At 69.6% G+C, this 14,747-nt stretch carries 13 protein-coding genes and 2 tRNA genes; 10 read left to right on the forward strand and 5 right to left on the reverse strand.

Annotated elements, in window-relative coordinates; genetic code table 11:
- Positions 1–32: 32 nt before the first annotated feature.
- The gene (locus ACFC1W_RS10755) at positions 33–764 is read right to left on the reverse strand and encodes a zinc ribbon domain-containing protein (RefSeq protein ID WP_375992139.1); all 732 of its coding nucleotides are present in this window, start codon (positions 762–764) and stop codon (positions 33–35) included.
- A gap of 46 nt (positions 765–810) precedes the next feature.
- Positions 811–883: transfer RNA gene (locus tag ACFC1W_RS10760), tRNA-Val, on the reverse strand.
- A gap of 188 nt (positions 884–1,071) precedes the next feature.
- On the opposite strand from ACFC1W_RS10760, the gene aceE reads away from it, so the two are divergent.
- The 6 genes from aceE (at position 1,072) to ACFC1W_RS10790 (ending at position 8,707) form a co-directional block, all read left to right on the forward strand.
- Entirely contained in the window at positions 1,072–3,801 is a 2,730-nt protein-coding gene (gene aceE, locus ACFC1W_RS10765; protein WP_375992141.1) for a pyruvate dehydrogenase (acetyl-transferring), homodimeric type, read from the forward strand.
- A gap of 8 nt (positions 3,802–3,809) precedes the next feature.
- Positions 3,810–5,027: a PucR family transcriptional regulator gene (locus ACFC1W_RS10770; protein ID WP_375992143.1), complete on the forward strand. Its 1,218-nt coding sequence runs from the start codon at positions 3,810–3,812 to the stop codon at positions 5,025–5,027.
- Between the two features lie 84 nt (positions 5,028–5,111).
- Positions 5,112–6,029, forward strand: coding sequence for an ACP S-malonyltransferase (locus ACFC1W_RS10775; protein ID WP_375992146.1), 918 nt, complete (start codon positions 5,112–5,114; stop codon positions 6,027–6,029).
- A gap of 13 nt (positions 6,030–6,042) precedes the next feature.
- Complete coding sequence (locus ACFC1W_RS10780) at positions 6,043–7,044, forward strand: beta-ketoacyl-ACP synthase III (protein ID WP_375992149.1); 1,002 nt, start codon at positions 6,043–6,045, stop codon at positions 7,042–7,044.
- Positions 7,045–7,117: 73 nt separating this feature from the next.
- Positions 7,118–7,366, forward strand: coding sequence for an acyl carrier protein (locus tag ACFC1W_RS10785; RefSeq protein WP_191766372.1), 249 nt, complete (start codon positions 7,118–7,120; stop codon positions 7,364–7,366).
- Between the two features lie 102 nt (positions 7,367–7,468).
- Complete coding sequence (locus tag ACFC1W_RS10790; protein ID WP_375992152.1) at positions 7,469–8,707, forward strand: beta-ketoacyl-[acyl-carrier-protein] synthase family protein; 1,239 nt, start codon at positions 7,469–7,471, stop codon at positions 8,705–8,707.
- A gap of 202 nt (positions 8,708–8,909) precedes the next feature.
- On the opposite strand, the gene ACFC1W_RS10795 is transcribed toward ACFC1W_RS10790, so the two are convergent.
- Complete coding sequence (locus ACFC1W_RS10795) at positions 8,910–9,413, reverse strand: DUF3145 domain-containing protein (protein WP_375992154.1); 504 nt, start codon at positions 9,411–9,413, stop codon at positions 8,910–8,912.
- A 197-nt stretch (positions 9,414–9,610) separates the two neighbouring features.
- Positions 9,611–10,384, reverse strand: a complete 774-nt coding sequence (locus tag ACFC1W_RS10800; RefSeq protein ID WP_375992157.1) for a hypothetical protein — start codon at positions 10,382–10,384, stop codon at positions 9,611–9,613.
- Between the two features lie 200 nt (positions 10,385–10,584).
- On the opposite strand from ACFC1W_RS10800, the gene ACFC1W_RS10805 reads away from it, so the two are divergent.
- The 3 genes from ACFC1W_RS10805 (at position 10,585) to ACFC1W_RS10815 (ending at position 13,058) form a co-directional block, all read left to right on the forward strand.
- Positions 10,585–12,606, forward strand: coding sequence for a DUF262 domain-containing protein (locus ACFC1W_RS10805; protein WP_375992159.1), 2,022 nt, complete (start codon positions 10,585–10,587; stop codon positions 12,604–12,606).
- A 13-nt stretch (positions 12,607–12,619) separates the two neighbouring features.
- Positions 12,620–12,693, forward strand: a tRNA-Ile gene (locus ACFC1W_RS10810).
- Positions 12,694–12,764: 71 nt separating this feature from the next.
- Positions 12,765–13,058 carry a hypothetical protein gene (locus ACFC1W_RS10815; protein ID WP_375992161.1) on the forward strand — a complete coding sequence of 98 codons (294 nt, stop codon included), beginning with the start codon at positions 12,765–12,767 and terminating at the stop codon, positions 13,056–13,058.
- On the opposite strand, the gene ACFC1W_RS10820 is transcribed toward ACFC1W_RS10815, so the two are convergent.
- Positions 13,059–14,126 (reverse strand): DMT family transporter, encoded by a 1,068-nt coding sequence (locus tag ACFC1W_RS10820; protein WP_375992884.1) that lies wholly within the window; start codon positions 14,124–14,126, stop codon positions 13,059–13,061.
- A gap of 51 nt (positions 14,127–14,177) precedes the next feature.
- On the opposite strand from ACFC1W_RS10820, the gene def reads away from it, so the two are divergent.
- Positions 14,178–14,744 carry a peptide deformylase gene (gene def, locus ACFC1W_RS10825; protein ID WP_375992164.1) on the forward strand — a complete coding sequence of 189 codons (567 nt, stop codon included), beginning with the start codon at positions 14,178–14,180 and terminating at the stop codon, positions 14,742–14,744.
- The last annotated feature ends 3 nt before the right edge of the window (positions 14,745–14,747 follow it).

Here is a 14,747-nt window from a genome sequence, read left to right on the forward strand (position 1 = left end):
TCCCCCGTCGGCGTCGACGACGAGGCGGGGCGTCATATGCCGGATTCGTTCGTCCGCACGAGGATGCAGCCGCACTCCGGGCACGTCACGACGGTGTCTTCGGGAGTCTGCCGCACGACGTTGAGGTCGGTGCCCGACAGCACCATGTGGCAGCCCTCGCACGTGCGCGCCCGCAGGAAGGCGGCACCGGGGCTGCGCGTGGCGAGCTTGTCGTACAGGGCGAGCAGGTCGGCCGGCACCTCGCCGGCGAGGCCGGCGCGGTCGCGGGAAGCCGCCTCGAATGCGGCGGTCGCCTCGGCGACGACGCGCTTGCCCTCGGCGCTCAGCTCGGCGCCCTGAGCGTTCGTCTCGGCGATGAGGGCCTCCTGCTCGGCGACCGCGGCCTCGGCCTCCTCGAGCCGCTCCATCACCTCGAGCTCGGCGTCTTCGAGGTCGCTCTTGCGCCGGGCCAGCGACGCGAGCTCGCTCTCGAGCCCCTGCGCCTCCTTGGAGTTGCTCGAGGTCGCGAGGCGCTCGGTGTCGCGCGCACTGCGCGCGTCGACGACGGCGACGTCGGATTCGATGCGCGACAGCTCGGTGCGCAGGTCGTCGCGCGCACCGAGACGGACGGAGAGCTCCTGCGTGAGCGTCTGACGGTGCGCGAGGAGCTCTTGCACCTTCGCCGCCTGCGGCGGGTTCTTGCGGGCGTGCTCGGCGTGGCGGATACGGGCATCGAGCTCGGCGACCTCGACGAGGCGGCGCTGGTCGGCGGGGCTGGCGTTCACGCCCTCCAACCTACCCCGGGCACCGACACCCCGGTCGTGAAGACGGTGGGCCCTGCCGGGATCGAACCGACGACATCCACGGTGTAAACGTGGCGCTCTACCAGCTGAGCTAAAGGCCCTCGGCGTTCAGTCTACGGTCGGCGTCGCGCGCACGAGCACCTTCTCGTCGCCGGGTGGTCGCAAAGGGCGTCCGCTGGACCCACGACTCGCTAGGCTGGAGGATGGTGCGTTGTACAGGGCCGACAAACGCCTGTCCGCTCCGGTAGCGATTACCTGGCACGATCTGCCAGACGACGAAAGGTCATCTGTGACTGTCAACGATCAGGATCCGTACTCGCAGGAACCCCTCGACAGCGATCCCGACGAGACCTCCGAGTGGCAGGAGTCCCTGCAGCAGCTCGTGCAGGCGAAGGGCCACGGACGTGGCCGCGAGATCATGCTCAGCCTCCTGCAGACCTCCCACGAGCTGCAGCTGAACGTGCCGCAGGTTCCCACCACGGACTACATCAACACCATCTCGCCCGACAACGAGCCCGAGTTCCCGGGCGACGAGGAGCTCGAGCGCCGGTACCGGCGCTGGCTGCGCTGGAACGCGGCGATCACCGTGCACCGGGCGCAGCGACCCGGAATCGGCGTGGGCGGGCACATCTCGACGTACGCGTCGTCTGCCTCGCTCTACGAGGTCGGCTTCAACCACTTCTTCCGCGGGCTGGACGACCCGACCGGTGGCGACCAGATCTTCATCCAGGGTCACGCCTCCCCCGGCATCTACGCGCGCTCCTTCCTCGAGGGGCGCCTCTCCGAGGCGCAACTCGACGGCTTCCGCCAGGAGAAGTCGAAGGCGCCCGACGGAATCCCCTCGTATCCGCACCCTCGGCTCATGCCCGAGTACTGGCAGTTCCCGACGGTCTCGATGGGCCTCGGTCCGATCAACGCCATCTACCAGGCGATGTCGAACAAGTACCTCACCAACCGCGGGATCAAGGATCTGTCGAACTCGCGTGTGTGGGCCTTCCTCGGCGACGGTGAGATGGACGAGGTCGAGAGCCGCGGCCAGCTCCAGGTCGCCGCGAACGAAGGCCTCGACAACCTGACCTTCGTCGTCAACTGCAACCTGCAGCGCCTCGACGGACCGGTCCGCGGCAACGGCAAGATCATCCAGGAGCTCGAGAGCTTCTTCCGCGGCGCCGGGTGGAACGTCATCAAGGTGGTCTGGGGCAGCGGCTGGGACGAGCTTCTCTCCAAGGACACCGACGGCGCGCTCGTCCACCTCATGAACACGACGCCCGACGGCGACTTCCAGACGTACCGCGCCGAGGACGGCGCCTTCATCCGCGAGCACTTCTTCGGGCGCGACGAGCGCACGGCGGCGCTCGTGAAGGACTGGTCCGACGAGGACATCTGGGGCAACCTACGTCGGGGCGGTCTCGATTACCGCAAGGTCTACGCGGCCTACAAGGCGGCCACCGAGCACAAGGGACAGCCGACCGTGATCCTCGCGAAGACGATCAAGGGCTACGGCCTGGGTCACCACTTCGAGGGCCGCAACGCGACCCACCAGATGAAGAAGATGACGCTCCAGGACCTCAAGTACTTCCGGGACTCGATGCGCATCCCGATCACCGACGAGCAGCTCGACGAGAACCCGTATCTGCCGCCGTACTACAACCCCGGTCCGCAGGACGAGACGATCCAGTACATGCTGGAGCGCCGCCGCGAGCTGGGCGGCTTCCTGCCGGAGCGCCGCACGCACCACGTCGGCCTGCAGCTGCCCGGCGACGAGGCGTACGCGCTCCCGAAGAAGGGCTCGGGCACCCAGGAGATCGCCACGACGATGGCGTTCGTCCGACTGCTCAAGGACCTCCTGCGGGCGAAGGACTTCGGTCACCGCATCGTCCCGATCATCCCCGACGAGGCGCGCACGTTCGGCATGGACGCGTACTTCCCGACGGCGAAGATCTACAACCCGCACGGCCAGAACTACACCTCGGTCGACCGCGAGCTGCTCCTCGCCTACAAGGAGAGCCCGCAGGGCCAGATCGTGCACGTCGGCATCAACGAGGCGGGCGCCCTCGCGGCGTTCACCGCGGCGGGCACGTCGTACTCGACCCACGGCGAGCCGCTGATCCCGGTGTACGTCTTCTACTCGATGTTCGGCTTCCAGCGCACGGGCGACGCCCAGTGGGCGGCCGGCGACCAGATGGCGCGCGGCTTCATCATCGGAGCGACCGCCGGACGCACCACGCTCACGGGCGAGGGGCTGCAGCACGCCGACGGCCACTCGCAGCTGCTCGCGTCGACGAACCCCGCGACGGTGTCGTACGACCCCGCGTACGGCTACGAGATCGCCCACATCGTGCGCTCGGGCATCGAGCGCATGTACGGCGGCAACCACCCCGACCCGAATGTCATGTACTACCTGACGGTGTACAACGAGCCGCTCGTGCAGCCGGCCGAGCCCGAGGGCGTGGACGTCGACGGCATCGTGCGCGGCATCCACCGCATCTCGTCGCCCGAGGGCGACGGCCCGCGTGCCCAGCTCCTCGCGTCGGGCGTCGGCGTGCCGTGGGCGCTCGAGGCGCAGCAGCTGCTGCGCGACGACTGGGGCGTGCAGGCCGACGTGTGGTCGGTCACCTCGTGGACCGAGCTGCGCCGTGACGGCCTCGCCGCCGACGAGCACAACTTCCTCCACCCCGACGAAGAGCCCCGCACCGCCTACATCACCGAGAAGCTGCGCGACACCCCCGGTCCGGTGGTGGCGGTCAGCGACTTCATGCACGCGGTCCAGGACCAGATCCGCCCGTGGGTGGAGCACCGCTTCGTCACGCTCGGCGCCGACGGCTTCGGCTTCTCCGACACCCGTGCCGCGGCGCGTCGCTACTTCAAGATCGACGGTCCGTCGATCGTGGTGCGCACGCTCCAGGCGCTGGCGGCGGACGGCACCGTCGACCGCGGACTTGCGGCGCAGGCCATCGAGAAGTACCGCCTGCACGATGTGACCGCGGGCACGAGCGGAAACGCCGGCGGCGAGAGCTGACCGGCGCGATGCCCGCCCCCGCGTCGATGGACAAGACCGATACGCTCGCCTGGCTGCGGCGCATCTCGGGCGACCTCGCGACGGCGACCATCAAGCGGCTGGAGGAGACCCTCCCCTGGTACGCCGACATGCCGCCGGCGCGGCGGTCGGCCGTCGGCCTGGTCGCGCAGGCGGGCATCACATCGTTCATCTCGTGGTACGAGGATCCGACCTCGACGCCCTGGATCGCTGCCGACATCTTCGCGGCCGCGCCGCGGGAGCTGCTGCGCAGTGTGAGCCTGCAGCAGACGCTGCAGCTCATCCGCGTCACGGTCGAGATCACCGAGGAGCGGGTCGCCGGAAAGGGCGAGCACCTCCGCGAGGCGATCCTGCTCTACTCGCGCGATGTCGCCTTCGCGGCCGCGGACGTGTATGCACGCGCCGCCGAGGCGCGGGGACTGTGGGATGCGCGTCTCGAGGCGCTCGTCGTCGACTCGATCCTCACCGGCGAGGCCGATGAGGAGCTTCCCAGCCGGATCGCCGCGCTGGGGTGGCACGGCCACGGCGAGGTCGCCGTGCTCGTGGGCACCACCCCGCCGCAGTTCGACATCGACCAGCTGCGGCGCACCGCCCGCAAGCTCGGGGTCGACGTGCTCATCGGCGTGCAGGGTTCGCGGCTCGTCCTCGTCGTCGGACGCTCCGAGTCGGCGGCGCGGCCCGATGACGTCGCCGCCGATCTGCCCTTCACCGAGATCGCGCGGCGGCTCGAGCCCGGCTTCGGCCCGGGATTCCTCGTGCTGGGTCCGACCGTTCCCGCTCTGGTCGACGCGGGCCAGAGCGCCCGCGCCGCGCTGGCCGGTTTCGCCGTCGCCCGCGCGTGGCGGCACGCCCCGCGCCCGGTCGAGGCCGACGATCTGCTTCCCGAGCGCGCGCTCGCGGGCGACCCGCTCGCCAAGCTCACGCTGGTCGACCGCATCTACCGCCCGCTGCAGTCGCACAGCGCCGATCTCGTCGCCACGTTGTGGAGCTACCTCGACAATGGGCGATCGCTCGAGGCGACCGCCCGTGAGCTGTTCGTGCATCCGAACACCGTGCGCTACCGGCTCAAGCGCGTCTCGGAGGTGATCGGCTGGGATGCCACCGGCCCGCGTGAGGCGCTGATCCTCCAGACGGCGCTCATCCTGGGCTCGATCGGCACCGACGCGACCCGCCGACGCGCCCCCGTTTCGCGCCGAAACGCCTCCTGATCTGTACAGGTCTTACAAAGCACCCCGGCATTTCTGTGCGGGTATCGCCAGAGGACGCCGGATGATCCTTGACAGGATGGACGAGTGAGAATCGCCGTCTTCCCCGGACAGGGCTCCCAGTCCCCCGGCTTCCTGTCCCCCTGGCTCTCCGTCGACGGCACCGCCGAACGGCTCGCCGCCTACTCAGAGTGGTCCGGCGTCGACCTCGTCGCCGCCGGCACCGAATGGGATGCGGACCGGATCCGCGACACCCAGGTCGCCCAGCCGCTGATCGTGGCGGCCAGCCTCCTGTCGTGGAACGCCCTCCCCGATCGTGACGCCGTCGCCGGTGTCGCCGGCCACTCCGTCGGCGAGTTCGCCGCAGCCGCGGCCGCCGGCATCCTGTCCGAAGAGGACGCGCTGCGCCTCGTCGGCATCCGCGGACGCGCCATGGCCGAGGCCGCAGCAGCAGAGCAGACCGGCATGAGCGCCGTCATCGGCGGAGACGAGGCATCCGTCGTCTCCCGACTCGAAGAGCTCGGCCTCACCCCCGCCAACTACAACGGCGGCGGTCAGCTCGTTGCGGCCGGTGCGCTCGACGCCCTCGCCTCGCTCACCGCCGAGCCGCCCGCCGGCACCCGCGTCATCCCGCTCCAGGTCGCCGGCGCCTTCCACACCCGCTACATGGCTCCGGCGGTCGAGACGCTGCGCAGCGCCGCGGCCGAGGTCGAGGCATCCGATCCCCGCATCACGATCTGGAGCAACCGCGATGGCGCAGCCGTCGACTCCGGCTCGACATTCGTCGAACTGCTCGTCGACCAGGTGGCCTCGCCGGTGCGCTGGGATCTGTGCATGGCGTCTTTCGCAGCCGCGGGTGTGTCGGGCATCGTGGAGTTGTCGCCCGCGGGTACGCTCACGGGGCTCGCCAAGCGGGCTCTGCGCGGCACTCCCGCCGTCGCCGTCAAGACTCCCGACGACCTCCAGGCTGCAGCCGCTCTGCTGAGCGCCTCGGCCGACGCATGACCGGAGAATCCGCATGACCCCCACACTCGTCCAGTCCACCGGGCCCGCGCACACACGCATCTACTCCTATGGCGCCGCACGCGGTGAGATCGCCGTCCCCAACGACGACCTCGTCGGGCCCATCGACTCGAGCGACGAGTGGATCCGCCAGCGCACCGGCATCATCACGCGCACGCGCGCGGTCGCCGGGACCACCGCGATCGATCTGGCGACGGATGCCGGCCGCGAGGCGATCGAGCGCTCGGGCGTCGATCCCGCGAAGATCGACGCCGTGATCGTCGCGACGATCAGCAACCCCAAGCAGACGCCCTCGGTGTCGGCGATCGTGGCCGACCGTGTGGGATCGAACCCCGCCGCCGCCTACGACCTCAACGCCGCCTGCGCCGGCTTCGCCTACGGCGTCGCGCAGGCCGACGCCCTGATCCGCGCCGGCGCCGCGCACTACGCGCTCGTGATCGGAACCGAGAAGCTCAGCGACGTCGTCGATCCTGCCGACCGCAGCATCTCGTTCCTGCTGGGCGACGGCGCGGGGGCGGTCGTCATCGGCCCCAGCGACACGCCCGGCATCGGCCCGACCGTGTGGGGCTCCGACGGCTCGAAGGCCGAAGCAGTGGGCATGAACCACACGCTCACCGAGTTCCGCGACGGCACTGCGCCGTGGCCGACCCTGCGCCAGGAGGGCCCGACCGTCTTCCGCTGGGCCGTCTGGGAGATGGTCAAGGTCGCGCGCCAGGCCCTCGAGGCCGCCGGGGTGCAGGCATCCGATCTGGCGGCCTTCGTGCCCCACCAGGCGAACATGCGCATCATCGACGAATTCGCGAAGCAGCTGGGCCTGCCCGACACGGTGGTCGTCGGTCGCGACATCGAGACGACGGGCAACACGTCGGCCGCCTCGATCCCGCTGGCCACGCACCGCCTCCTCGAGGAGCACCCCGAGCTGAGTGGCGGTCTCGCCCTGCAGATCGGCTTCGGCGCCGGACTCGTGTTCGGCGCCCAGGTCGTCGTGCTCCCCTGAGCCCTCTGCGCCCCGACCCTAGACTTGAGCCGGACCACCCGGTTCGCGAACCCCGAAGAAACAGGAGAAACCCATGGCATTCAGTAGCGACGAGGTCCTTGCCGGACTCGCCGAGCTCATCACCGACGAGACGGGCATCTCGGCCGACGAGGTTGCGCTCGAGAAGTCGTTCACGGACGACCTCGACATCGACTCCATCTCGATGATGACGATCGTCGTGAACGCCGAGGAGAAGTTCGGCGTCACCATCCCCGACGACGAGGTCAAGAACCTCAAGACCGTCGGCGACGCCGTCACCTACATCACGTCGAACCAGGCGTAAGCACCATCCCTGTGGGGCGCCGCCCCATACCCCCGGCTTGCTGATGCACGCCACGGTGGGGGCGCTCAGCCCCCACCGGCCATCTACGAGGACTCCATCCCCATGAGCACACCCCGAATCGTCGTCACCGGCATCGGCGCATCCACCCCGCTGGGCGGCACCGCGCCCGAGAGCTGGTCGGCCCTCCTCGGCGGGGCGTCCGGCACCCACACGCTCGAGTACGACTGGGTGGAGGAATACCAGATCCCGGTGACCTTCGCCGCCGAGGCCACGGTGCGTCCCGACACCGTCCTCGACCGCCCGGTCGCCAACCGTCTCGACCCGTCCGCGCAGTTCGCGCTGGTGGCGGCACAGGAGGCGTGGGCGGATGCCGGCAAGCCCGAGGTCGAGCCGGAGCGCTTCGGGGTCGACTTCGCCACGGGCATCGGCGGGCTGCAGACGACGCTCGCCGCGTGGGACGTGCTCAAGACCAAGGGACCGCGGCGCGTCATGCCGATGAGCGTCCCGATGCTGATGCCGAACGCCCCCGCGGCCGCGGTGTCGATGCACCTCGGGGCACGCGCCTATGCGCGCACCGTCGCCTCCGCCTGCGCGTCGAGCACCGAATCGATCGTGAACGCGGTCGACGCGCTGCGGGCCGGCCACGCCGACGTGATCATCGCGGGCGGTTCGGAGGCCGTGATCCACGGCCTCACGCTTGCGGCGTTCGCGGCCATGCAGGCGCTGTCCAAGCGCAACGACTCCCCCGAGACCGCCTCGCGCCCGTACAGCGTCGACCGTGACGGGTTCGTCATGGGCGAGGGCGCGGCGTGCCTCGTGCTCGAGACCGAAGAGCACGCGAAGGCCCGCGGAGCCAAGATCTACGCCGAGATCGCCGGCGGCGGCGTCACGGCCGACTCGTACCACATCACCGCTCCCGAGCCGGAGGGTCTCGGCGCCTCGCGCGCCGTGCGTCTCGCGCTCGAGGCCGCGGGCGCGACGCCCGACGACGTCACCCACATCAATGCGCATGCGACGTCGACCCCGACGGGCGACATCGCCGAGTACAAGGCGCTCCTGAGCGTGTTCGGCGATCGCGTGCACGACATCCCGGTGTCGGCCACCAAGGCCTCGACCGGCCACCTCCTCGGCGGCACGGGAGCGCTCGAGGCCATCTTCACGATCCTCGCGCTGCGCGACCGCGTCGCTCCCCCGACCATCAACATCTCGACGCAGGATCCCGAGATCCCGCTCAAGGTGTCGGGCGAGGTGCAGCCGCTGGGCGACGGCCCGCAGCTCGCGATCAGCAACTCGTTCGGCTTCGGCGGGCACAACGCGGTCGTCGCGTTCCGCTCGGTCTGACGTCGGATCCACGCGCCGCCTCATCGCCGCACGCGAAGACGCCCCCGGGAAGCCTCCGGGGGCGTCTGTCGTGTCAGGCGGCGATTCGCCCTCCCGCTGCCCGGGTCACTTCTCTCCGAGCCTCGGTGGCGGCGCCTCGAGCCGCCTGAGTCTGTGAAGTTGTGGACGCCGCGTCCCGGGGTCGCCCGGCGCGCACCTCGCCTCAGCCGACCTTGTGCAGCCAGACGACAGGTGCGTCGTCGCTCGCGTGACGGAAGGGCTCGAGCTCTTCGTCCCAGGCTGAGCCGAGCGCGACCTGCAGTTCACGGTGCAGTTCGACGGCGCTGCCGCCCGAGACCTCCATGGCGTAGCGGATGCGATCCTCGCCGATCACGACGTTGCCCGCAGTGTCGGTCTGCGCGTAGTGGATGCCGAGTCCCGGCGTGTGCAGCCAGCGACCGCCGTCACTGCGCGGGGTCGGGTCTTCCGTCACCTCGAAGCGCAGGTGCTCCCATCCGCGGATCGCGGTGGTGAGTGCCGCGCCGGTGCCGGCGGTGCCCTCCCAGTAGAACTCCGCGCGGCGTGCACCGTGCAGCACCGGCTGGTCGGCCCAGTCGAAGCTGACCGCTCGGCCCAGGGCACGACCCACCGCCCACTCGAGGTGGGGGCACAATGCTCGTGGCGCGGAGTGAATGAAGATCACTCCACGCGCCTGTGGTGTCGCCATGATCTCTCCGTTTCATCAGGTGCGTCTTCCCCAACGACCTGTGCACGGATGTCCGGCGGTGTATTCGGTTGTGCTCTCGCCATTATCGCCCACCGACGGCGGGAATCACAAGGATGTGATTCGGCCGTGTCGCGGCATCCCTCCACGACGAAGGCCCCGGCTGACGAGCCGGGGCCTACGCGAGCGGGTGAAGCCGATCAGGCCTCGCTCATGACATTCACCGCGGCCTGGCCCTTGGCGGCGTAGTACGCGGCGCGAGCGGCGTCCTTGCGGGCCTGCTCGGCGTAGCCGGCCTCGAGCACATCCTGCGGGACGTGGACGCTCTCGACGTGGTTCACGCCGTGGTACTTCTCGATGTACGCGTCCAGCTCGGGGCCGGACGTCCACGACGTGATGAGGCAGTAGCGCGGCTCGGTGCCGATGTGCGTCGCAGCGTGCCACAGGCGCTGCGTGTCGATGATGAGCTGCGCGCCCGCGGGGAGGGCGATGCGCACCTCGCCCTCGGGGTCGGTGCGGTTCTCGCGGAGGACGAAGAAGCTGTCCTTGTCGTCGGTCAGGTTGAAGAATCCGCGAACCACCCAGCCCGTGCCGTCGGGGTTCAGACGGTTGTTGTCGTCCTGGTGGAGGTTGTAGAGCGTCTCACCGTAGGGAGTCGGCTGCAGTTCGATGACACGGCAGCGGCCGACGTTCGCGCCCGGCTCCTGCGCGCGGCGCGTCAGGTTCGGGGCCTTCTCGACCTGCGACTCGATCCACACGCCATCCTTGTCGGTGCGCGGCGGCTTGTGATTCCAGAAGCCGTTGCACTCGATGTCGCCGAATGCGCTGGCGAGGGGCGCGAAGCGCGTGTCGCCAGACGACTTCCAGTCGTTGTACTCGATGTCGAGCCACTCCTTGGGGTCGAGCTCCTGGTTGTAGCGGTCGAGGACCACGTAGCCGGTCTCCTCGAGAGCGGCGGACTTGATGTAACCCATGACGGATTGCCTTTCGGTCAGCGGGCCAGCACGTTTTAACAGGCCCAACTAAGGCAAGCCTACCTTGGAGGCTCACGGCCACCCCTGGGCAGGACCGTGAATAACGGATGCCTCGGCACGGCCGATTAGACTCGGGATCGGCGTGTCCGCGGCCGATCGGCCCCTGCGCCACGACAGCTTCGAAGGAGCGTATCCGGGCGATGGTCAGGGCCACCAATGTCGACGCGACCGCGGTCAACACGATCCGCTGGCTCTCGGCAGGCGACTGGACCATCGTCGTTCCGGTCTATCAGCGGCAGTACCGCTGGGACATCGGTGCGTGCGAGCAGCTGCTGTCCGACATCCGCGCGGTGGCAGATCTCGACGACCGCCACATGCACTTCATCGGGTCGATCCTGTCCTCGACCACGGCCGGCGACCGCCCCGAGCTCGTCCTCATCGACGGGCAGCAGCGGATCACGACGATCATGCTCCTCGTCGCCGCCCTGCAGCACACCGTCCGCGAGAGCGACCCGGGGATGGCCGCCGAGCTCGCCCGGGTGCTGGTGCATCCGCACGACGCGCACGCGACGAAGTTGCGGCCGCATCGCGCGTGGGCGGAGGTGTTCGAGGAGGTCGTCCTCGACCGCCGCGGCGAGGGCGACGGCGTGCGCGACTCACGCTTCGACGACAACTACGCGTTCTTCCGTAGCCAGGTCAGCGCTGAGGAGGCCCCGCACATCTGGCGAGGCCTGCAGAAGCTGGAGCACGTCGCCATCACCCTGCGGGCGGGTGCGAACGCGCAGCAGATCTTCGAGAGCCTCAACTCGACGGGCGAGCCGCTGCGCGACCACGAGCTCATCCACAACTACGTGCTGATGGGGCTCTCGCACGACGAGCAGCGCGAGGTCGAGTCGGAGTACTGGCTCCCGATCGAGCGGAACACCGGCGACTCGATCGCCGAGTTCTGGCGGCAGTACCTGATCATGACGACGGGGCGCGAGGTCGTCGTCGCGCGAGGTCGCGGTGTGTACGACACCTTCCGTCAGGTCTTCCCACGGCTCGAGATCGGCGATCTCCGCCGCCATGCCGCAGAGTGGCGCGAGTTCTCCGAGATCTATCGCGTGCTGCTCGAGCCGGAGCGGGAGACGGATGCCGCGGTCTCGCGCCATCTCGGTCACCTCGGCGTCTTCGGTCCGGCCGTCCGCCCGCTCGTCATGCGCGTTTACCGCGATCGGCGCGAGGGTGCGATCGAACAGGCCGATCTGATCCGCACGCTGGAACACCTGCAGGCGCTGCTCATTCGCCGCACCCTGGTCGGCCTCGACAACGACCGGCTCGTGGCGCGCCTGATCCGCGCCCGCGAGAGGGGTGAGGCCGCTCTCGTCTCCGCCATCTCGCGCATCACCCCGTCCGACGAGCGCATCCGCGCCGCCCTCAAGTACTCCGAGCTGCCGCACCCGGCCTACGTGCTGGGGCGCCTCGCGGGAGTCGACGGCAGTGCGCCACTCGACGTCGAGCACATCGTCCCGCTGTCACCGTCGGAGTCGTGGTCGGGAGACGGCGTGCGCCCCTGGTCCGAGTACAGCGAAGACGAGCAGAACAGCCACCGCGCCCTCGCCACGACGCTCGGCAACCTGACCCTCCTCGAAGAGGAGCTGTCCCTCCGGGCGTTCGACGCGTCGTTCCCCGAGAAGCGGGCGATCTACGGTCGCAGCGCCGTGGGCCTCACCTCGGATCTCGCACAGCGCGAGAGCTGGGGCACTGCCGCGATCGCGGAGCGGTCCGCGATCCTGGGGCAGCGCTTCGTCGAGATCTGGGCGCGGCCGGGCGCCACGCTCATCGACGACGACGGTCTCACGCCCATCCTGGACGCCGTGCACCGGCGGGGTTGGCCGCGCGGCTGGGATCGTGAGTGGGACTACGTCGAGTACCGCGGCGAGCACTGGGAAGTGCCCGACGTGAAGTACCTCTTCAACCGCGTGTTCAAGCGTCTGTGGGCGGATGCCCGTCCTGCCGTCGTGGCCTACAGTGCTCGGCGCGGCGGGCCCGTCTACACCGCGCAGTCGTGGAACGGCCAGTGGGACCGCCTCGATGACGACACCTGGCTCTACATGGGGTGGGACTCGAGCTACATGCTCAGTGCGGTCCAGGGCCTCCTCGAAGAGGCGGGCATCGCGGCGGAGGTCTTCGTGAAGTACTCCTACATCGGCACGGCGATGAACAAGGTGTCCGGGCGTTAGGCTCGGTCCGCAGGGGGCGGTGGCCAAGCTGGTCAAGGCAGCGGGCTCATAACCCGACGATCGTGGGTTCAAGTCCCACCCGCCCTACATGATGAAGGGGCCGCCGGCAGGCGGCCCCTTCCCTGTATCCGCGCGCGAGCCCGTGGGAGAATCGGCCCGTGGACGCGATCGGCTGGGCGGTGGTCGGAGCCGTCGTCGTCGCCACGGTCGTGCTCGTGGCCCTGGCACCCCGGATGAAGCGCTCGCAGCTGCGGAAGCAGCTCGACGGCTCTGTCGGCGGGTCGCTCGCCGGCGTCGGCTCGGGGTTCGATGCCGTGTGGCGTCCCTCAGCCGAAGATGCCCACGCCGACTGGGAGGCCCAGGTGGAACTGCCCGCGCCGGCTCCGACGCCAGGCGACAAGGGGAGCCTCGAGAACGGCCGTCTCATCATCGAGGTCGACGACCCGGCGTGATCAGCGCCGGTCGTCTTTGTCTTTGACCGGCGGATCGGGCCAGACCTTGGCGACCGCCTCGGTCACCCGGATCGATCCGGTCATCGGCTGCGTCGAGTCCGCACCCGGCTCACTCCCCCGCCGGATCGGCAGCTCCTGACTGTCACTCAGGATCTGCGGGTGGTACCGCGCGAGCTGGAAGACGCCCCACACGGCGATTCCGCCGACGACCGCGAACGCGAGGTAGACCCATACGGGGGCTCCGCTGGCCTCACCGAGGATGGCGAGGCCGATGATGATGGCGACGATCGGGTCGATCACCGTGAGCCCGGCGATGACGAGGTCGGGCGGACCCGACGAGTAGGCCGTCTGCACGAAGTACGCCCCGATGACCGCGCCCAGGACGAGCGCCACGAGACACGTGAGCGTGAGCCACTCGAAGTCGCCGGTCTTGATCCGCTCGATGATGACCTTCGCGAGCGTGGCGACGAAGCCGTACATGACGCCGGCGGCCGAGATGTAGAACAGCGCGCCGAGCTTCTGCCGCCGCCACAGCCAGAGGGCGCCCAGCGCCAGAGTGACGACGCCGAACAGGACGAGGATCGTGATGAGCTGCTGATTCGTGACCGGCTTCTCGGTCGCGAACAGCGCGGCGATCGTGACGAACACGAAGATGCCGCCCACGCACGCGCCGATCGCGATCAGCGAGCGCTTCGTCGGGCGATGCCCGCTGATCTGGGCGTTCAGGAGAGTCGTGATGACCAGCGCGATCGCGCCGAGCGGCTGCACGACGATGAGGGGCGCGACGGCCAGCGCCGACAGCTGGCACACGATCGCCAGCCCGAGCATGAGTGTGCCGACCACCCACGAGGGTCGCGAGAGGAGCTTGAGGAGGTGCTGGAAGTTCAGTCCGCCGGTGCCCGCCGAGCCGGTCAGCTTCTCGACCTTCGTGACGCCGCGGTGCTGGTACTGCGCGCCGAACGACATGAACACGGCGCCGAGGAGGGCGAGCGGGATGCCGACGAGGAGGGCCGGGTTCTGGAACGCGCCGACCAGCTGGTCGCCCACGTCCTGCAGCTCGTCCGCCATCCACACCACACGTCGACACTAGTCGCGGTCGCCTCTCGGTAGGCTCAAGGCGTGGCCGTTCTGCCGATTCGCATCATGGGTGACCCTGTTCTCCACGCTCCCGCCGTGGCGATCGACGAGATCACGGACGAGATCCGCACGCTGGTGGCGGACATGTTCGAGACGATGGATGCCGCGCCCGGCGTCGGTCTTGCGGGTCCGCAGGTCGGCGCGGCGCTGCGCGTGTACACGTACTCGTACACCGATGACGACGGCGCCCCGTGGCGCGGCGTGATCATCAACCCCGAGCTGTGGATGCGGCCGCTCGAACCCGGCGACCCCGACCCCGACGAGGAGTCCGAGGGCTGTCTGTCGTTCCCCGGCGAGCGGTTCCCGCTCCGGCGCTCCGACGAGGTGCTGGTGACCGGCACCGACCTCGACGGGGGCCCCGTGCGCATCCAGGTCGACGGCTGGCGCGCGCGCATCATGCAGCACGAGTTCGATCATCTCGACGGCATCCTGTACGTCGACCGCCTCGGCGACAGCGACTGGAAGACCGCGCAGAAGATCGCGCGCAAGCGCGGATGGGGCCGGCCCGGCCACTCCTGGACGCCGGGCGTCGACGACATCGACGCCTGAACG

It is taken from the genome of Microbacterium sp. NPDC056003 (genome assembly GCF_042274785.1).
Classification (GTDB): Bacteria; Actinomycetota; Actinomycetes; order Actinomycetales; family Microbacteriaceae; genus Microbacterium.